We start from the raw sequence: 19251 nt of genomic DNA, 5'->3' as shown, positions 1-19251 counted from the left end.
GACTTTGCCGGGATCGCGCTAATTACGTTTGATTACAGTGTGCCGGAGAATGCTACTTCGCGTTGCGCGTGATTTGTCAGGGTCAAAACGATCGGAAACCCGCCGCTGCATGACGGCAGGGCGGGTTTCATGGAAGGCTTCCGGTCAGCGTTTTGGTCGCGTTGCGGGCGTCACGCCCGAGCGCTTCAGATAACGATAATAGTCGCTGTCAGTGGTGAGGATCATCACCGAATTCTTGTTCTGCTCTTCTTTGTACGATTCCAGCGTACGCGAGAATGCATAGAATTCCGGGTCGGCGTTATAGGCATCGCCATACACGCGCGTAGCCTTGGCGTCGGCATTGCCCCTGACTTCCTGGACCTGGCGGTAGGCGCTGGAGCGGATCTGGCTCAAGTCCTTTTCCATTTCACCGAGGATTTCGGCGCTGCGGCCTTCGCCTTCGGAGCGGAACTGGGCGGCGATCCGCTTGCGCTCCGAAATCATCCGCGCGTAGACCCCTTCGCGCACGCTCTCGATGTAGTCAAGGCGCTTGATACGCACGTCGACCAGTTCGATGCCGTATTGCGGGATGATCTTGCGGGCTTCGGTCAGGATGGTGCGGGTGATTTCCTCGCGGCCGCGCACGATTTTCTGTTCCAGTGCATCGCGTACTTCGCTGGGCACCTCGTCCATGATTTCGCCTTCGGGAACGACCCACGATGCGCTGCGCACCAGTTCGCGCAGTTCACTACCGGACACCTGGTCGCGTACAACCGAATCGATGATGTCATCGAGCCGCGAGCGGGCACCGGCTTCGGAAGCGACGCTTTCCAGGAAGGTCTTGGCGTCAGCGATGCGCCAGCGTGCAGTGGTGTCGATCCAGATGAATTCGCGGCCCTTGGTCGGGATCTGGTTCGGCGAGCCGTCCCAGATCAGCAAGCGTTTCTCGAACACGCGTACGTCCTGAATGAGTGGCACCTTGATGTGCAAGCCGGCCTTGGTCAGTGTTTCTCCTACCGGCTTACCAAATTGAACGATGACCGCTTGTTGGCCTTCCTGCAGTGTAAAGAACGTGCCGGAAAATCCGATGACTGCCGCCAGCACGATGACACCGACGCCGATGTTGATGGCTTTCTTCATGGTTGTGTCCCTCCTTGGGTTACCGCGGGCGTACTTGCGGGTGCGCTGTTTGGCGTGACGGGCGTCTGGCCACCTTCCATGCGCAGCAGCGGCAGCATGGCTTTCTGGTCGCTATCGACCACATACAGCGATTTTGCGCCGGGCAATAGCGTGCTCATCGCTTCCAGGTACAGGCGTTGTCGCGTCACTTCGGGCGCCTTGCGATAATCGGCCAGAATGGTCGTGAAGCGCGTTGCTTCCCCTTGCGCCCGGTTGACCCGTTCGACCGCATAGCCTTCGGCTTCGCTGATGGTCCGGTTCGCTTCGCCGCGTGCCTGCGGGATTTCACGATTGGCGCGTTCCTGGGCTTGATTGATGATGCGTTCGCGGTCCTGGCGCGCCTTGTTGACTTCATTGAACGCCGGCTTGACAGGATCAGGCGGCGTCACGTCCTGCAGCTCGACCGTCACCAGACGGACACCGGTCCGGTATCCGGTCAGCAGGCGCTGCATTTCTTCCTTCACTTCAGTTGATACGGCAACCCGGCCCACGGTCAGCACATCGCTACCGAGGCGGTTGCCGACCACCTGGCGCATCACGGCTTCTGCGGTGTCCCGTATCGTCTGACGCGAATCGCGTACCTGGAACAGGAACTGCACCGGGTCTTCGATCCGGTACTGCACGATCCATTGCACGTCGATCACATTCAAGTCGCCGGTGAGCATCAGCGACACTTCCTTGAACTTGGTTTTTTCAGAGGCGTACTGGGAGCGCTCGCCGGCCCTGGTGGCGGTCGTGAGAAAGCCGAATTCCTCTTTCAGGACGCGTGCGGTGGGGACCATCGTGGCGCGCTCTATGCCGATCGGAAATTTGTAATGCAAACCGGGACCGACGGTGCGGTTGACAGCGCCGAAGCGCTGGATGACGCCGGTTTCTTCCGGCTGCACAGTGAACCAGCTCGACATCATGAAGGCCAGAAATACCAATCCGGCAATGATGAGAGCAATGCGACGGGTGCCGAATCGCGCTGCACGCTGGCGGAACTCTTTGGCCATATCGTCAATATCTGGTGGTGGCATGGATCGTCTCCTTGGGTGTGGGGCCGCTATTGCCGGCCCGATGAATCATTGGAATATCTGCTGGCATGCCAGCCGATGCGTGAGGTGCCGTGCGCCCCGTCTAGCGGAGCAACATGGCGCGTGGGAGGATGCCGGTCGTGGCGATGCGTCGCGTGCCCGGCTACTGCACAGGCACTGGTGACGGGTGGAGAAGGACCGCTGTGAATAGTCTGATTGCGGTGTGACGGTCGTCGTCTGATCTGGCTTGTCTGAACTCTGTTGCATCAAATGTATCAAATGTAACAACGGTCATGCTCGTCGATATGCAAGTTCATGTCAACCCGCGAGGGCATTGAAAAACAGAGGCAAAGTGTCGAAAATGAATACTTTTGCTATTTTTCCGAGGTCTATCCGATGACGTTTGGTGCATGGGCTGTCTCGAATACACGCGTTCTCCGGGCATTCCCGCCCGCGAAAATCGCAGCACGAAAAAATGATTTCGCGGATTGCTTTACAGTGATGTCATTGTAATTATCCGGTCACCCGCATGAATTCCCCCTCCAACGCCCCCGCCCCCGTCAGTGTTTTCTTCGATGGTTCCTGCCCCCTGTGCCAGCGTGAAGTCCGCATGTACCGGAAGATCCCGTCGACCGTGCCGATCAGCTGGATCGACGTCTCTTCCGACCTGCCGGAAAACACCACCGGACGAAGCTGCGCCCAACTGATGTCCCGGTTTCATGTGCGTACTTCAGACGGTATCGTGCTAAGCGGCGCGCGTGCTTTCATCGCGCTGTGGCTGCTGTTCCCGAGCTGGCGCTGGTTGGGACGGATTGGGTCGCTGCCGTTGATGCCGTCGATTCTCGAGGGGGCTTATCGGGGATTCCTGCTGGTCCGTCCCGGAATTCAGTGGATATTCAGGAAAATCTATCCCGATCCGATGCCGGGGAAATGAGGGTTTTTCCGCCGGAAACGGCGGAAGCGCGCAGGCACAAAAAAACCGCGTTCTCGTGATGAGAAACGCGGTTTTTTGACTATTGCGGGACTTCTTGCAGCGTGTCTTTGGTGGTGATAGGTGGATTTGAACCACCGACCCCAGCATTATGAGTGCTGTGCTCTAACCAACTGAGCTATATCACCAAACAGCCCGAGAGTATCGGGTTTCAGTCTATGTCTGTCAAGCCGAAATTTGCTGTTGGCGGGCAATTTCTATCTGCGCCAGTACCAGTGCGCTGGCCTGCGGGTCCAGGCAGTCGATGACGTGCCGCTCCGGCATCGCGCGCAGCCAGGTCAGCTGGCGCTTGGCCAGTTGGCGGGTAGCGGCCAGTCCTTTTTCGCGTAGCGTGGCCAGGTCGATCTGGCCGTCCAGATATTCCCAGGCCTGGCGATAGCCGACGCAGCGCATCGACGGCAGTCCCGGATGCAGATCGCCGCGCCCGCGCAAGGCGATGACTTCGTCGATCAGGTTGGGGCCGTCGGTGGCCAGCATCGCATCGAAGCGTTTGGCGATGCGCTCGTGCAGTACGCGGCGGTCCGACGGTTCCAGTCCGATCGGCAGCAGCGTGAATGGCAGTTCGACGGGTGCTGCTTGTGCCAGCAGGCTGCTCATCGGCTGGCCGGTGAGGTGATGGATTTCGAGGGCGCGCTGGATGCGCTGCGCATCGTTCGGTTTGAGCCGGGCGGCGGTGACCGGATCGACCAGCGCCAGCCGCGCATGCATGCCCGGCGAGCCGATCAGGGCGGCGTCGGCGTCGAGCGCGGCGCGCACGTCGGGATCGGCTTCGGGCAGTGTATCGAGACCATCGCGCAGCGCCTTGAAGTACAGCATCGTGCCGCCGACCAGCAGCGGCAGCTTGCCGCGCGCGAGGATCTCGCTGATCAGTTGCAGCGTCGCGGTACGGAACTGCATCGCCGAATAGGACTCGGCCGGGTCGAGGATATCGATCAGGTGATGCGGTGCCGCGGCGCGTTCGGCAGCCGTCGGCTTGGCCGTGCCGATATCCATGCCGCGATATACCAGCGCCGAATCGACCGAGATGATTTCGGACGGGATCACGCGGGCGATGGCCAGCGCGGCGGCGGTTTTGCCGGAGGCGGTTGGCCCCATGATGGCAATCGCCAGTGGCAGGTGTGGCATCGTCATTGGCCGCGCTGGAACAGGCGATCGAGGTCCGACAAGGCCATCTGCACCCAAGTCGGCCGGCCATGATTGCACTGGTCGGCGCGCTCGGTGGCTTCCATCTGGCGCAGCAGCGCGTTCATTTCAGGCAGGGTCAGGATGCGGTTGGCGCGCACGGCGGTATGGCAGGCTAGCGTGCCGAGCAATTCGTTGCGCCGTTCCAGCAGCACGCGCGAACCGCCGAATTCGCGTACGTCGCGCAGGACATCGCGGGCCAGTGATTGCGCATCGGCGTTCTTCAGCAAGGCCGGGATGGCGCGCACCGCCAGCGTGGTTGGCGACAGCGCGGTGATATCGAAGCCGAGCGCAGCCAGCGTGGCCTGGTTCTCGGCAGTGGTGCCGACCTCGATCGCATCGGCATGGAAGGTCACCGGGATCAGCAGCGGCTGCACGACGACGGCGTCGGTATCGAGCGCGGTCTTGAATTGTTCGTACAGGATGCGTTCGTGCGCGGCGTGCATGTCGACCAGCACCAGTCCGGTCAGGTTTTGCGCGAGGATGTAAATGCCCTGCAGCTGGGCCAGCGCAAAGCCGAGCGGGAATTCCGCCGTGCCCGATGGTGCGGCAGACGGCGACGGTTGCCAGCCCGCCACCGCGACCTGTTCGAAAGCTTCGTTGCTGTCACCGGATGCGCCACCGAACAGCGCGCCGTAGCGGGCGCTATTTTGGGCGATGCCCGGCTCGGCTTGCTGGCTGAAGCTGCCTTGTCGTGTGTAAGGCTGGGCGGGAGTCTGCTGCGTGCTGTGCCATGGCATGGCGCCGGCCGCTTGCGGTGCCGGCACCATGCCGTCGGCGGTGGCCGAGGTCTGCGACAGCGCGCGCGTGACGGCATGGAAAACGAACTGATGCACGGCGCGGCTATCCCGGAACCGCACTTCGATTTTCGACGGATGGACGTTCACGTCGACCAGCGCCGGATCAAGGTCGAGTGCCAGCACGTACGACGGATAGCGGTCGCCATGCAGCACGTCCTGATAGGCCGAACGCACCGCATGCGTGAGCAGCTTGTCGCGCACGAAGCGGCCATTGACATAAAAATACTGCGCATCGGCACGCCCGCGCGAGGCGGTCGGCAAGCCGGCATAGCCGTGCAGGCGCAGCGGGCCGGCGGCTTCGTCGAGCGACAGACGGGCGGCGCTGAAATCGCTGCCGAGGATGTGCGCGCTGCGCCGGTCCATGTCGGCCAGTGTCCAGTGATCGACGGTCTTGCCGTTGTGCGTGAGCGAGAACGCCACGTCCGGCCGCGACAGCGCAATGCGGCGCACGACCTCGGCGCAATGGCCATATTCGGTCTGGTCGGACTTCAGAAATTTACGCCGCGCCGGCGTGTTGTAGTACAGGTCCTGCACATCGATGGTGGTGCCGGGCGCGCCGGACGATGGCACCGGTGCCGGCTGGCTACCGCTCATCTCCCAGGCGTGCGCGGCGGTGGCGGTGCGGGTGGTCAGCGTCAGTTGCGCGACCGAGGCGATCGAGGCCAGCGCCTCGCCGCGAAAACCCAGCGTCGCGACGTTCTCCAGGTCCGACAGCGAGGCGATCTTCGAGGTCGCATGACGCGCCAGTGCCAGCGGGATTTCATCGGCCGGGATGCCGCGACCGTTATCGGTGATCGCGATACGCTTGATGCCGCCCTGTTCGAGACGGATGGTGATCTGGGTGGCACCGGCGTCGAGCGCGTTTTCGAGCAATTCCTTGACCACGGCGGAAGGGCGTTCGACCACTTCGCCGGCGGCAATCTGGGAGATCAACTGGTCGGGCAGGGCGGCGATCGAACGGGGGGCTGTCAGAGGAGAATTCATCGGGCGATTATACCGGTGCGCGTCGGGCAAACCGGCTTGGCTGAAGAGTCGGTAGTGTACTATTCCGGCTCAAGCTGTCTGCCGTCCCACCTCAAAAGAGTTCCCCAGGAAAACTATGGATTTCATGCAATTGCTCGACATGGTCATGCACATCGACAAATACCTCGGTGCCTTCATTACCGAATACGGCACGCTGGTGTACGCAGTCCTGTTTGCGATCATTTTTGGCGAAACCGGGCTGATCGTGCTGCCCTTCCTGCCGGGCGATACCTTGCTCTTCATTGCCGGCGCATTCAGTGCCGAAGGCCAGATGAACCTGCTGGTGCTCAACGTCCTGCTGATCACCGCTGCCATCACCGGCAACACGCTCAACTACTTCGTCGGCCGCGCGATCGGGCAAAAAGTATTCACCCACAATTACCGCTGGCTCGACCAGGCGGCGCTGATCCGGACTCACGCCTTTTATGAAAAACACGGCGGCAAGACCATCGTGCTGTCGCGCTTCGTGCCGATCGTGCGAACCTTCGCGCCGTTCGTGGCCGGCGTCTCCGGCATGCGCTTTGCCGCCTTCCAGTTCTACAACGTCACCGGTGCCGTCGCCTGGGTCACCGGCCTGACGGTAGCCGGCTATTTCTTCGGCAATATTCCGGTCATCCGTGATCACCTCAGCGCGATCGTGCTGGTTGGCGTCGGCGCGGCCGTCGTACCGGTCGTACTGGGCGGCTTGTGGAAGGTCTACCGGAAAATGACGCGGGTGCGCACTAGCTGACGGGTTGGTGCCGGCTTGACCGGTGCGCCTGGTGCGATGCCCTGCGGTTTTGCACCCTACTTGCTACTCACCTGAAAAACATGGACAACCCCCGATAGCGCTGCAGCCTGCTCCTGCAGGCTTTGCGCGGCGGCGGCGGCCTGTTCGACCAGCGCTGCGTTCTGCTGCGTGACTTCATCCATCTGTGCCACGGCCTGGTTGATCTGCTCGATGCCGGCGGTCTGTTCCTGGCTGGCCGAGGTGATCTCGCCAATGATGTCGGTGACGCGCTTGACGCTACCGACGATCTCGCCCATGGTCTGGCCGGCGACATCAACAAGCTTGCTGCCATTGCTGACGTTGTCGACCGAGTCATTGATGAGCAGCTTGATTTCCTTGGCCGCTGCTGCCGAACGCTGCGCCAGACTGCGCACTTCCGTTGCCACCACAGCAAAGCCGCGTCCCTGTTCGCCGGCACGCGCCGCCTCGACGGCCGCATTCAGCGCCAGGATATTGGTCTGGAAGGCGATGCCATCAATGACGCTGATGATGTCGGCGATTTTGCGCGACGAATCATTGATCGCGCTCATCGTCGTGATGACTTGCGCGACCACGCTGCCACCCTTGATTGCAATGTCGGAGGCCGAGAGTGCCAGCACGTTGGCCTGGCGCGCATTGTCGGCATTCTGCTTGACGGTACTGGTCAGTTCTTCCAGCGACGAGGCGGTTTCTTCCAGCGAACTGGCTTGCTGTTCGGTGCGCGACGACAGGTCGAGGTTGCCGCTGGCGATTTCGGCCGAGGCGGTCGCGATGGTGTCGGTGCCCTGGCGCACCTGGCCAACGATCCCGTTGAGATTGGTGCGCATCTGGTTCATTGCAAACAGCAGGCTGCCGTTGTCACCAGGGCGCAATGCCACCTGAACCGTCAGGTCGCCGGCGGCAATGCGGTTGACGACGTCGGCGGCATAGTCCGGTTCGCCACCGAGCTGGCGCATCAGCGTACGGGTAATCATGACTGCGGCGACGATGCCGACCACCAGCGCCAATGCACAGAAGGCCAGCAGCAGGATGCGGGCGCTGGCATATTCCGCGGCGGCCTCCTGTGCGGCGGCTTCGTTGTACTTTTTCTCGAGGTTGATCAGGTTAGTGAGGGCATCGAGCCACTTTTTTTGCACCGGACGCACCTCATTGAACAGCACGTCACGGGCCTCGTCATTCTTGTCTGCCAGCCCCAATTCGGTCGCCTTCGCAAACAGAGGCAACGCGATCAGTCGTAGTTCGCCGATGCGCACCAGCGCCGCGTCCTGTTCCTGATTGACGTCACCCGATGCGGCGATCAGCGTCTTGAGTTGCACTTCCGCGCGGTCATATTTTGCCGCGCCCTCCTTGATCCTGGCTTCTTCAGGTCGCATCTCGTTGACGTCACTTTGCAGGATGATGTTGCGAATGGCCACCATCCGGTCGTAGACGGTCAGGCGCATTTCCAGCACGTAGCTCAGTTCGACATTATTGACATTGACAATCTTTTCAAGCCGCTGCTCGATCTGTCCCATGCGGTGCAAGCCGATGCCGGTAGCAATAGCGAGCAGCAACAGCAGCAAGGAAAAGCCGATCGTCAGCCGTGTGCTGACTTTCATGGTGGTCGATGTCATGGGGGAGGAGGAGCTCAGGAGCGCGGTAAGAGTGAGTGACAGTATTGCCACTGGGAATGTTTCGGGGCAGTGTAGCTGTCCATGTCGATCGAATCGATTACCTTTTGCGGGTGATCAAAAGTAATATTGCGCCCGATCGCTCTCCTGCAGCGTGTTGCCGGGGAGCGTTGTCAGGAAGTGCGGGCCGGCGCGCTGTCAGCCCGGTCTGCTCAGGTCATGCGGTTTTTCGACAGCGGCGGATTCTTGGCAAAGTAGATGCGGATACCCTTGAGTATCGCAATCGCCATCTGGTCCTGATAGGCGTTATCGCTCAGCTTGGCTTCTTCTTCGGGATTCGAAATGAAGGCCGTCTCGATCAGGATGCTCGGAATATCCGGTGCCTTGAGGACCGCAAAGCCAGCCTGCTCGACCGAGCCTTTATGCAGGCGGTTGATGCCGCCGATTTCGCCCAGTACGGCCTTGGCCAGTTTCATGCTGTCGCTGATCTGCGCAGTGGTCGACAGGTCCAGCAGCACGCTGGCCAGTTGCCGGTCGTGGTCCTTGATATTGACGCCGCCGATCAGGTCGGCGGCGTTTTCCTTGTTGGCCATCCAGCGCGCGGCGGTCGACGTAGCCCCTTTTTCGGAGAGCGCAAAAACTGACGAGCCGCGCGCGGTCGGTTCGACAAAGGCATCGGCATGGATCGACACGAACAGGTCGGCCTGCACCTTGCGGGCTTTTTCGACGCGTACATGCAGCGGCACGAAATAGTCGCCATCGCGGGTCAGCATCACGCGCATGTTCGGCTGCTCCTCGATCTTTGCCTTGAGGCGCTTGGCAATGGCCAGCACCACGTCTTTTTCGTGGCTGCCGTTACGGCCGACTGCCCCCGGATCTTCGCCGCCATGCCCGGGATCGAGCGCGATGGTCAGCAGCCGTGTCAGCGGCGGGATTTTTTCTTCGCGCGGCTCGAGACGGGCCACGTTCGGATCGAGGAATTTCAGGCGCGGGTCATTCCTGCCGCTGGGTCTGGATTCGGGAGCAGCTTGCGCTACCGGGGCAGACGGATCGAATTTCTGGTCTTTCGACCATTCGCCTTTTTCGATCAGTGCGGCAATCGGATCGAGTTCCTGTTTCGGATACAGGTCAAATACCAGCCGGTGCTGGTAATCGCCGACCGGCTTGAGTGTAAACACCTGCGGCGTGATTTCAGCCTTCAGGTCGAACACCAGACGCACCACGTTCGGCCGGTTCTGGCCGACCCGGACCTGCTTGATGTACGGATCATTCGACTGGATCTTGGCAACCAGGCTTTTCATCGTCGTATTGAGTTCCAGCCCTTCGATATCGATCACCAGCCGTTCCGGATCCTTGATCACGAAGTGGGTGGCTTTCAGGTCGCTATCGTTTTCGAGCGTGACGCGGGTGTAATCATCGGCAGGCCAGACGCGCACCGCAACGATTTGCGCGGCGCGGGCGAGTCCGGGAGCAATCACCGACAGCAGCAGGGTGCCGCCGGCCTGCAGGACAGTGCGGCGCATGCGGCTGGAAAGTGGCGTTACAGGTTTGGAGCGAATTTGAGACGGTCGAGACATTGAGAACCCTGGTCGGAATGCGCGAGCAATTCTACCTCACGACCTGCACCGGCCACGGTCAAAAACACGTCGATATCAGCGGGTGGCAACACGCCATCGGCTTTTTCCGGCCATTCGACGATACAGATGTTGCTGTTATTAAAATATTCGCGGAAACCGGCGTCGAGGAAGTCATCCGCACTGAGCATCCGGTACAGGTCGAAATGGATCACGTCCACTTCAATCGCGTGCAATTGAATTGTGTACGGCTCTGCCAGCGTGTAGGTCGGACTCTTGACGTGACCGGCGTAGCCGGCCGCGTGCAGCAGCGCGCGCGTCAGCGCCGTCTTGCCGGTACCGAGGTCGCCGTGCAGGTAAATCGTCAGGCCCGGCACCAGTGCGCGTGCCAGTGCGGCACCGAGCGCAAGCGTGCCGGCTTCGTCTTTCAGGTGGGCGGTGGTGTGTTGCATCTCGTAGAATGACTTTCCATTTTCGTTGCGACTCGTTCCAGGATGCTTACATGACTTTGCCGGCTACCGACTTGCTTGCGCTTGCCACCACCATCAAGGCGTGGGGACAGGAGCTGGGCTTTGCCGAACTGCGCATTGCCGATATCGACCTGCAGCATGCCGAGGCGGGATTGCTGGCCTGGCTAGCGGCAGGCTACCACGGCGGGATGGATTACATGGCCGCCCATGGCACCATGCGCGCCCGTCCGGCCGAACTGGTGCCGGGCACCGTGCGCGTGATCACGGCGCGGATGAATTATTTGCCGGCCAATGGTAACGACGACTGGCGCGCCAGCGAAGCGCGGCGGCTGACCGAGCCGGGCGCGGCAGTCGTCTCGGTGTATGCGCGCGGACGGGATTATCACAAGATTCTGCGGTCACGATTACAGCAACTGGCGACCCGCATCAGCACCGAAATCGGCCCGTTTGGTTATCGCGTGTTCACCGATTCGGCGCCGGTGATGGAGGTCGAACTGGCCACGCAGGCCGGTCTGGGCTGGCGCGGCAAGCATACCTTGCTGCTCAACCGCGAGGCGGGCTCGATGTTTTTTCTGGGCGAGTTACTGACCGACTTGCCGTTGCCGGTCGATGCGCCAATTAGCGCCCACTGTGGTGCTTGCCACGCCTGCATCACGGCCTGCCCGACCGGCGCGATCATCGGCCCGTACCGGCTGGATGCGCGACGCTGCATTTCGTACCTGACCATCGAACTCAAGGGCAGTATTCCGCTGGCGTTGCGCGCGCTGATCGGTAATCGTATTTACGGTTGCGATGATTGCCAGACGGTTTGTCCATGGAACAAGTACGCGCAACGGGCGGTGCTGCCGGATTTCGATGTGCGCAACGGACTGGATCAGGCCGAGTTGGTGCGCTTGTTCGCGTGGAGCGAGGACGAGTTCAACCGCTATCTGGAAGGCAGCCCGATCCGGCGTATCGGGCATGAGCGGTGGTTGCGCAATGTCGCGGTCGGGCTCGGTAATGCGCTGACGGCGGGTGCTCCGCCGGAGCCGCTGCTGGCGGCGCTGGAGGCGCGGCGGGGGCATGCTTCGGCGCTGGTGCGGGAGCATGTGGAATGGGCGATTGGTTGCGGGTCGGCTTGATCTTCAAGCGGTGGGTCAGCGCGGCAAGGTCATGACGGAGCAGAAGCCAGTCAAGAAACAGCAGCACGGAAATTGAATGGCGCGCGCTCCGAATCCGCAAGCAGGGTCAGAGTAATTTTCGCGATGAAGCTGCGAAAAAAAACTCTGACCCCGGTTGCTACCATGGGGGTTTGCGACGGTTGGCAGAAGCGCGTTTCTGAAATTTGACTGCAAAGCGAGGTGTTGAAGTTGAAGTTGAAGTTGAAGTTGAAGTTGAAGTTGAAGTTGAAGTTGAAGTTGAAGTGGCTTTTGAAGTACCCCGCATTGAGGCAGCTGCCAAAAACGGTAGCCAGGCAGGGGATAAGAGGGCAGCACTGTTTGAGCGAAGCGAGTTTGCGGCCCTCCCCCTGACTGGCTACCGTTTTTGGGAACCCGAAGGGCAGCCGCCTCGCGGTCGCCTTTTTCTTGGTTACTTTCTTTTTGGCGAAGCAAAAAGAAGGGACCGCATGCCGGTCCGGCTGCCGGGCCGCTCCCGGCTTGGTCGTGGCGGAGTGCCTAAAATTTTAGCAACCCGCAACCCGCAACCCGCAACCCGCAACCCGCAACCCGCAACCACCCATCACCCAATCACCCCCAACCACAACGGCAACGTCAACACCGACAACAGCGTCCCCGCCGAAATCAGAAACGCCACGAACGGACCATTGCCGCCCATGCGCGCCGCCAGCACATAGGCGCTCGAAGCCGTCGGTAGCGCGCTGAACATCACGACGATCTGCAGTTGCAACTGCGGCAGGCCGAGGCGGCTGCCCAGGAACCAGGCAATGGCCGGTAGCGCAACCAGCTTGATGGCAATGAAGTAGGTTGCCATCCCCTTGGCCTGATGCAGCCCCGATAAGCGCAGCCCGGCACCGACCGTGATGAGGCCGATTGCGATCGCGGCATTGCCGATGCGCGATAGCGTGGCACCGATGAATTCGGGAATCGGGATACCGGTAAAGTTGATGGCCAGGCCCAGCACGGTCGCTAGCAACAGCGGGTTTTTCATCAGCTCGCGCAGCAGGCCACCCTTGCGATGGACCAGCGCGTGCACCGCCGCGACATTGCACAGCGGCACAGAAAAACCAATGATCAGCGCCATCAGCGCGGTGCCGGTATCGCCACCGAGCCGCGACGCCACGGCCAGCGCGATGTACGAATTGAAGCGGAATGCCGTCTGCACGCCGGACTCGAACAGCATCGGTCCGGGCCGGAACAGCGGCTTGGCCAGCCAGCCCAGCGCGACGCCGGACAGGCAGGTCAGTAGCGCCACCTGCAGCATCCTGCCGGTGCTGGAAAAGTCGAGCGGCGCGCGCGCGGTGGCGTAAAACAGCAGCGATGGAAACAGCACGTAGTACACCAGCTTTTCGAGGCCGGCCCAGAAAGCCGGTTCCCAGCGGGTTACACGGAACAGCACCAGGCCCAGCAGAATCAGCGTGAAATCAGGTAACAGCAGGAAGGCAAGGGACATGGCGGGTCGATCAGGATTATTTCAGCAGTCCGGCAAGTTCGACGGCGGTCTTTACATTCATTTTGTCAAAGATATGGGCGCGGTGGACTTCGACGGTGCGCATGCTGATGCCGAGCTGGTCGGCGATGACTTTGTTCATTTTGCCGATCAGGATCAGGTCCAGTACTTCGCGTTCGCGTGCCGACAGGCTGTCGAGCCGTACCTGCACCAGCGCCCGCACGCCGGCTTCCCGCGAGGCGGCCAGGGCTTCTTCAACACGGTCGATCAGCGTGTTGTCGTTGAACGGTTTTTCAAAGAAGTCGAAGGCGCCGCGCTTGAGGCTATCGACCGCCATCGGTACGTCGCCGTGGCCGGTCAGGAAAATCACCGGTAGCCGCAGGGTCAGCTTGCGCCTGGCCATGATGTCGAACAGCACCGCGCCGCTGGTGTCGGGCATGCGGATGTCAAGCAGCACGCAGTCGCCCGCCGGATCAAACGCGACCTGGTCAAGTGTTGCCAGGAAGGCATCGGCACCGTCATAGGCCTTGGCGGTGATACCGCGCGAACGGGCCAGCCAGCTCAGCGAGTCGCGGATCGCTTCTTCATCATCAACGATATGCAGCATCGGAAATCCTGTCTCTGAAAGTGGTGGCCGTCATGCCGGCAGTGCGGCGGTCGGGTTGTCGTCGGCGAAAGGCAAGGCAAACTGGAAAATCGTCCCGCCGGCCGGATTGATCGTATGGGTCAGGTAGCCGCCATGGAACTCGATGGCGGTGCGGCAAATATTGAGGCCCATCCCCATGCCTTCCGATTTGGTCGAAAAAAAGGGCGAGTATAGACGCTCTGCAACATTTTCCGGTATGCCGTGGCCCTGGTCGATGATCTCGGTCAGTACGGCCGGCTGGCCGGTCGCGGTCAGCGTGCGGCTCAGCCTGATGCGCAGCAGACGCTGTGCCGGGGGCATCTGCTGCATGGATTCGATCGCGTTGCGGGTCAGGTTGAGCAAGACCTGTTCGAGCAGGACCCGGTCGCCCAGCACGGCCGGCAGGCCGGTGGTGATGGCGATCTCGACGTGCGTGAACGAGGGCTGGGCCTGCAACGCGATCAGCGGTTCGAGTGTGTCAATGATGGCGGCCATGCTGACGGCTTCGCGCAGCGGTTCGCGCTGTTTGACGAACGCATGCACGCTACGGATGATCTGGCCGGCCCGCAGCGCTTGAGCGGCAGCTTTTTCCAGTGCCGGCTTGAGCAGCGCCCGATGGTCATCGCCACTACTAGCCGGGTCGCCCAGCAGGTTCAGGGCGCCGGTGGTGTAACTCGAAATGGCGGCCAGCGGCTGGTTCAGTTCATGCGCCAGCGTCGAGGCGATCTCGCCCATGCTGGCCAGGCGCGCGCTGGCCTGTAGCTTTTCCTGCTGGCGCTGGTTCAGCTCTTCGGCTTGCTTGCGCTCCGAGATGTCGAGGATGGAGCCCATCCACCCGGTCTGCTTGCCATCGAGGTCGCGCAGCGCCGATTCAAAAATGAGCACCGGGAAGCGCTCGCCATTGGCGCGCTGGAAAATGGTTTCGAAGCCTTTCTGGGTAACGGTACCGGCCAGTACCTCGGCAAAGCGCCGTTCGTAATCCGGCGTGGCTTCCGGTGCCCAGTACGGCATAGGCGGCAATTTGCCGAGCAGGCGTTCGGCCGGCATGTCGACCATCTTGCAGAACGCCGGATTGGCGTACGTGACGCGGCCCTCCAGATCGCGCGCGCGCAGACCGGTTACCAGCGAATTTTCCATGGCGGTGCGAAAGGTCACCTGTTCGCGCAACGCCCCCTCGGTGGCGAGCCGGCGATTGATATCGCGCCACAGCGCCCACAAGCTCCAAAGCAGTCCCAGCGACAGCGCAATGACCGAGCCCATCAGCAAATTAGGTAGCAGACGCGGCGTGCCCTTGACACTGTTGGTGCGCAGCGTGACGCTCTGGCCGCTCAGGTCGAGCGTGCGCTGATGGGTGTAGACGCCGCGACCGGGGCCACCGGCGGCGCGGCGGGCGATCAGCTTGTCATCGAGATCGAGCAGGTCGATCTGGTTTTCCTGGGCAAACCACCACGGCACCATCTCCTCGAGGATGGCGCTGGCGTAATAGGTCAGCACCAGCGCACCGACGTATTTTTTGTCTGCAAACATCGGCACAAAATAATCGAACAGTACTGGTCGCAGCGAATATGGCAGTGCCATCGGCCGGCTGTAGGCCGGTACCCGGCTATCAATCACGTGTGCCAGCGCTTCCTGCGCTGCCAGCGGCCATTGCGACAGCGACAGCGAGAGGTCGGCGGTGTCGCTGCTGGCGACGGTGTGGCCATCGGCAGCAAGCCAGCCGATCCGCTTGATTTCACGTGCGCCCGACAGGAGCGCCGCAGCGCGTTCATTGAATTTTTGCGGCAGCAACTGGCCATCGCCGATTTCGGAGGCGATCAGCCGCAGGCTTTCATTGCTGCGATCGAGCTGGAAGCGGATGGTTTGCTCGACCCACAGCGTGTCGGCGATCAGCTGTTCCTGGCGTTCGGTGCTTTCCATGCGCTGGGCTTGCCATGGCAAGCCGGTCAGGATGCCGAGAAATAACAGCACCAGCACGCCCGGCAGCACCCAGCGCCAGGTTTGCCGGCGTGCAGTCACCGGCGGATTGAACAGCGAAGGCAATGGGATCATGGTCGGCACACGGAAAGGGAGACCTAGTGTAGCCGAGCGCGACTGTGGTTATCCACACTTGATCGGTGCGGAGTCGCTCACGACAATAGCGTCAGAAAAAATTCACCCGATGAATCACCCTGGAGATTTCATGCAACGACGCACATTCACCCTGTCCACACTGGCCATGTCGGCCGCCCTGCTCATGAGCGGCAATGCGCTGGCGCAGACCCCCATCGTCATCAAGTTCAGCCACGTCGTTGCCAACGATACGCCCAAGGGCAAGGCTGCCGAACGTTTCAAGGAGCTGGTCGAAAAAAACCTGAAGGGCCGCGTGAAGGTCGAGCTGTATCCGAACAGCACGCTGTACAAGGACAAGGAAGAACTCGAGGCACTGCAATTGGGTGCGGTCCAGATGCTGGCCCCGTCGCTGGCCAAGTTCGGTCCGCTGGGCGTCAAGGAATTCGAATTGTTCGACCTGCCGTATATTTTTCCGGGCAAAGACGTGCTGTACCGCGTCACCGAAGGTCCGATCGGCAAAGACTTGTTCAAGAAGCTCGAATCAAAAGGCATCACCGGACTGGCCTATTGGGACAATGGCTTCAAGGTCATGTCGGCCAACAAGCCACTGAAAACCCCGGCCGATTTCAAGGGCCTGAAAATGCGTATCCAGTCGTCCAAGGTGCTTGACGCACAGATGCGTGCACTGGGTGCCAACCCGCAAGTGCTGGCGTTCTCTGAGGTCTATCAGGCGCTGCAGACCGGCGTGGTCGACGGCACCGAGAACCCGCCATCGAACCTGTACACCCAGAAAATGCATGAAGTGCAAAGCAACGTGACCGTCTCGAACCATGGTTATCTGGGCTATGCCGTGATCGTCAACAAGAAGTTCTGGGATGGCTTGCCAGCCGACGTGCGCACGGGTCTCGAAGCGGCCATGAAAGATGCCACCAAGTACGCCAACGCGATTGCGCAGCAAGAGAACGACAAGGCACTGGAAGCCGTGCGCAAGACCGGCAAGACCGATGTCTACGTCTTGAACGACAAGGAAAAAGCCGAATGGCGCAAGGCCTTGCTGCCGGTTCAGAAAGACATGGAATCGCGCATCGGCAAGGACCTGATCACGGCCGTGGGCAAGGAAGCCACTGCACTCGGTTACAAGTAACTTTCGTCACTCTCTTCACGCTGTATCGCTGTACTGCAGCGGGCACTCGTCCCGCTGCCGCTGTTCACACGCATCACAATAAAAACAATTTTTTTGCAGGAACTCTCCCATGAAATTGCTCGACCATCTCGAGGAGTGGCTGATTGCCGCACTGATGGCATCGGCCACCGTGATCATTTTTGTCGCCGTGGTGCATCGCTATCTGTCCGGCTTGCCGATTCCCTACATGCAGGATTACCTGATCAGCCTTAATACCAGCTGGGCGCAGGAACTCTGTATTTATCTGTTCGTCTGGATGGCCAAGTTCGGTGCCGCCTATGGCGTGCGTACCGGCATCCACGTCGGCGTCGATGTCCTGATCAACCAGCTCAACACGCCATGGCGCAATAAATTCATCATCTTCGGCTTGCTCGCCGGTGCCACCTTCACCGCCATCGTCGGCACGCTGGGTGCCAGTTTTGTGTATCAGATTGCGCAGCATTCCAGCACCTCGGAAGTCATGGAGGTGCCGATGTGGATCGTCTATCTGGCGGTACCACTGGGCTCGTACCTGATGTCATTCCGTTTCCTGCAAGTGACCTGGGCCTTTATCAAGACCGGCGAATTGCCCAAGCATGACCATTCGTTCGTCGAAGGTCTCGAAGAAGAAGTTGCCGGAGGCAAGGCATGAACGCGCTAATTATTTTTGTCCTGTTATTTGTATTGATGCTGACCGGCATGCCGATTTCGATTTCGCTCGGCCTGACGGTACTGACCTTCCTGTTTACGATGACCGACGTGCCGATCGAATCGGTCGCCCTGAAGCTCTTCACCGGTATCGAGAAGTTCGAAATCATGGCGATCCCGTTCTTCATTTTGGCGGGTAATTTCCTCACCCATGGCGGGGTGGCGCGACGCATGATCAACTTTGCCTCGTCGATGGTCGGGCATTGGCATGGCGGTCTTGCACTGGCCGGCGTGATGGCTTGTGCGTTGTTTGCGGCGGTCTCGGGTTCCTCGCCGGCGACGGTGGTGGCGATCGGTTCGATCATCCTGCCGGCGATGGTCAAGCAAGGCTATCCAAAGAGTTTCGGTGCCGGTGTCATTACCACCTCGGGCGCACTCGGCATCCTGATCCCGCCATCGATCGTGATGGTGATGTATTCGGTCTCTACCAATACCTCGGTCGGCAAGTTGTTCATGGCCGGTGTGATTCCCGGCCTGATGCTGGCGTTTTTTCTTGGACTGACGACCTGGTACTTGGCACGCAAGAACAATTATCCGAAGCTGCCGAAAGCCACCTGGGCCGAACGCGGTGCGGCTTTTCGCAAAAGCGCCTGGGGTCTGCTGCTGATTGTCATCGTCATGGGCGGCATCTACAGCGGCAAGTTCACGCCGACTGAAGCGGCCGCGATGGCTGCGGTGTATGCGTTCATCGTCGCCGTGTTCGTCTACAAGGACATGAGCATGAAGCAGGTGCCCAAGGTCTTGCTGGATTCGGCGGCGATGTCGGCGATGCTGCTCTACATCATCACCAACGCGGTCCTGTTTTCATTCCTGATCACCAGCGAAAACATCCCGCAATCGATGGCCGCAGTCATCACCGACATGGGCATGGGACCGATCGGTTTCCTGCTGGTCGTGAACGTGTTGTTGCTGCTGGCCGGTAACGTGATGGAGCCCTCGTCGATCGTGCTGATCATGGCGCCTATCCTGTTCCCGGTGGCCATGAAACTGGGCATCGATCCGGTCCATTTCGGCATCCTGATTATCGTCAACATGGAAGTCGGCATGTGCCATCCGCCAGTGGGATTGAACCTGTACGTCGCGTCCGGAATTACCAAGATGGGCATCACCGAACTGACCGTGGCGGTCTGGCCGTGGCTGCTGACGATGCTCGCATTCCTTGGGTTGGTGACCTATGTGCCGGCGATTTCACTGTGGTTGCCTAACCTGATTTACAACTGACCCGTCGGTCACTTTCATGGTGACTGACCGGTCACTTTCGTGGTGCGTTGCAGCACCATGAAACGGCAATGCACATTATGAAATATCTTGCTTGACGCGCGATTCAATATGTCTGAGACTCCGGCCAGCGTTACAGAAATGGCATTCAAATGGTGCAATTCGGCCAGCCATGATTGTTCGGTCAGTTGGCCAGGCAGTACAGAATCATGAGGTGGATGGCGCTGATAAAACGGCATTGATGCCGCAGTGAAGAGGAGACGCGTGTTTCTAAAAAGCTGTCTAAACAGCACAGAAACACAAGCATGGC

At 60.4% G+C, this 19251-nt stretch carries 16 protein-coding genes and 1 tRNA gene; 6 read left to right on the top strand and 11 right to left on the bottom strand.

The features are described from left to right. Nucleotides 1-144 precede the first annotated feature (144 nt). Both hflC and hflK read right to left on the bottom strand, forming a co-directional pair. Nucleotides 145-1119, bottom strand: coding sequence for a protease modulator HflC (gene hflC / locus RHM62_RS18860; protein ID WP_322123555.1), 975 nt, complete (start codon nucleotides 1117-1119; stop codon nucleotides 145-147). Further along, nucleotides 1116-2177 carry an FtsH protease activity modulator HflK gene (gene hflK / locus RHM62_RS18855; RefSeq protein ID WP_322123554.1) on the bottom strand — a complete coding sequence of 354 codons (1062 nt, stop codon included), beginning with the start codon at nucleotides 2175-2177 and terminating at the stop codon, nucleotides 1116-1118. Before hflK ends, hflC begins: the two co-directional genes overlap by 4 nt. A 526-nt stretch (nucleotides 2178-2703) precedes the next feature. On the opposite strand from hflK, the gene RHM62_RS18850 reads away from it, so the two are divergent. Then, complete coding sequence (locus RHM62_RS18850; protein ID WP_322123553.1) at nucleotides 2704-3108, top strand: DUF393 domain-containing protein; 405 nt, start codon at nucleotides 2704-2706, stop codon at nucleotides 3106-3108. Nucleotides 3109-3216: 108 nt separating this feature from the next. Here the strand turns inward: RHM62_RS18850 and RHM62_RS18845 are convergent. From RHM62_RS18845 to mutL, 3 genes are all read right to left on the bottom strand, one after another. After that, a tRNA-Met gene (locus tag RHM62_RS18845) sits at nucleotides 3217-3293 on the bottom strand. A gap of 37 nt (nucleotides 3294-3330) precedes the next feature. After that, nucleotides 3331-4296, bottom strand: a complete 966-nt coding sequence (miaA, locus tag RHM62_RS18840; protein ID WP_416172275.1) for a tRNA (adenosine(37)-N6)-dimethylallyltransferase MiaA — start codon at nucleotides 4294-4296, stop codon at nucleotides 3331-3333. Then, nucleotides 4293-6131, bottom strand: coding sequence for a DNA mismatch repair endonuclease MutL (gene mutL, locus RHM62_RS18835; protein WP_322123552.1), 1839 nt, complete (start codon nucleotides 6129-6131; stop codon nucleotides 4293-4295). The genes miaA and mutL overlap by 4 nt, the downstream gene beginning before the upstream one ends. 115 nt (nucleotides 6132-6246) lie before the next feature. On the opposite strand from mutL, the gene RHM62_RS18830 reads away from it, so the two are divergent. Continuing rightward, nucleotides 6247-6900, top strand: coding sequence for a VTT domain-containing protein (locus RHM62_RS18830; protein WP_322123551.1), 654 nt, complete (start codon nucleotides 6247-6249; stop codon nucleotides 6898-6900). A gap of 56 nt (nucleotides 6901-6956) precedes the next feature. On the opposite strand, the gene RHM62_RS18825 is transcribed toward RHM62_RS18830, so the two are convergent. The 3 genes from RHM62_RS18825 to tsaE form a co-directional block, all read right to left on the bottom strand. Continuing rightward, nucleotides 6957-8531, bottom strand: a complete 1575-nt coding sequence (locus tag RHM62_RS18825) for a methyl-accepting chemotaxis protein (protein WP_322123550.1) — start codon at nucleotides 8529-8531, stop codon at nucleotides 6957-6959. A gap of 209 nt (nucleotides 8532-8740) precedes the next feature. Further along, entirely contained in the window at nucleotides 8741-10105 is a 1365-nt protein-coding gene (locus RHM62_RS18820; RefSeq protein ID WP_322123549.1) for an N-acetylmuramoyl-L-alanine amidase, read from the bottom strand. Then, entirely contained in the window at nucleotides 10069-10554 is a 486-nt protein-coding gene (gene tsaE / locus RHM62_RS18815) for a tRNA (adenosine(37)-N6)-threonylcarbamoyltransferase complex ATPase subunit type 1 TsaE (protein ID WP_322123548.1), read from the bottom strand. The genes RHM62_RS18820 and tsaE overlap by 37 nt, the downstream gene beginning before the upstream one ends. 50 nt (nucleotides 10555-10604) lie before the next feature. Between tsaE and queG the strand changes: the two genes are divergently transcribed. Continuing rightward, entirely contained in the window at nucleotides 10605-11693 is a 1089-nt protein-coding gene (gene queG, locus RHM62_RS18810; protein ID WP_322123547.1) for a tRNA epoxyqueuosine(34) reductase QueG, read from the top strand. Nucleotides 11694-12291: 598 nt separating this feature from the next. Here the strand turns inward: queG and RHM62_RS18805 are convergent. From RHM62_RS18805 to RHM62_RS18795, 3 genes are read right to left on the bottom strand one after another with little or no spacing between them, the layout of a single operon-like run. Further along, complete coding sequence (locus RHM62_RS18805) at nucleotides 12292-13182, bottom strand: AEC family transporter (protein ID WP_322123546.1); 891 nt, start codon at nucleotides 13180-13182, stop codon at nucleotides 12292-12294. 16 nt (nucleotides 13183-13198) lie between these two features. Continuing rightward, complete coding sequence (locus tag RHM62_RS18800) at nucleotides 13199-13786, bottom strand: response regulator transcription factor (protein WP_322123545.1); 588 nt, start codon at nucleotides 13784-13786, stop codon at nucleotides 13199-13201. Between the two features lie 30 nt (nucleotides 13787-13816). After that, nucleotides 13817-15853, bottom strand: coding sequence for a PAS domain S-box protein (locus RHM62_RS18795; RefSeq protein WP_322123544.1), 2037 nt, complete (start codon nucleotides 15851-15853; stop codon nucleotides 13817-13819). A gap of 166 nt (nucleotides 15854-16019) precedes the next feature. On the opposite strand from RHM62_RS18795, the gene RHM62_RS18790 reads away from it, so the two are divergent. The 3 genes from RHM62_RS18790 to RHM62_RS18780 all read left to right on the top strand — a co-directional run bounded on the left by RHM62_RS18790 (nucleotide 16020) and on the right by RHM62_RS18780 (nucleotide 18944). Next, the gene (locus RHM62_RS18790; protein ID WP_416172340.1) at nucleotides 16020-16997 is read left to right on the top strand and encodes a TRAP transporter substrate-binding protein; all 978 of its coding nucleotides are present in this window, start codon (nucleotides 16020-16022) and stop codon (nucleotides 16995-16997) included. A gap of 109 nt (nucleotides 16998-17106) precedes the next feature. After that, a complete protein-coding gene (locus RHM62_RS18785; protein WP_322123542.1) occupies nucleotides 17107-17667 on the top strand; it encodes a TRAP transporter small permease in 561 nt (186 codons plus the stop codon). Then, nucleotides 17664-18944, top strand: coding sequence for a TRAP transporter large permease subunit (locus tag RHM62_RS18780; protein ID WP_322123541.1), 1281 nt, complete (start codon nucleotides 17664-17666; stop codon nucleotides 18942-18944). Before RHM62_RS18785 ends, RHM62_RS18780 begins: the two co-directional genes overlap by 4 nt. The last annotated feature ends 307 nt before the right edge of the window (nucleotides 18945-19251 follow it).

This window comes from Actimicrobium sp. CCC2.4 (genome assembly GCF_034347385.1).
In the GTDB taxonomy this organism is placed as follows: domain Bacteria; phylum Pseudomonadota; class Gammaproteobacteria; order Burkholderiales; family Burkholderiaceae_D; genus Actimicrobium.
The sequence above is the reverse complement of the archived record's forward strand: the minus strand, read 5'-3'. Positions and strand labels throughout refer to the sequence as shown.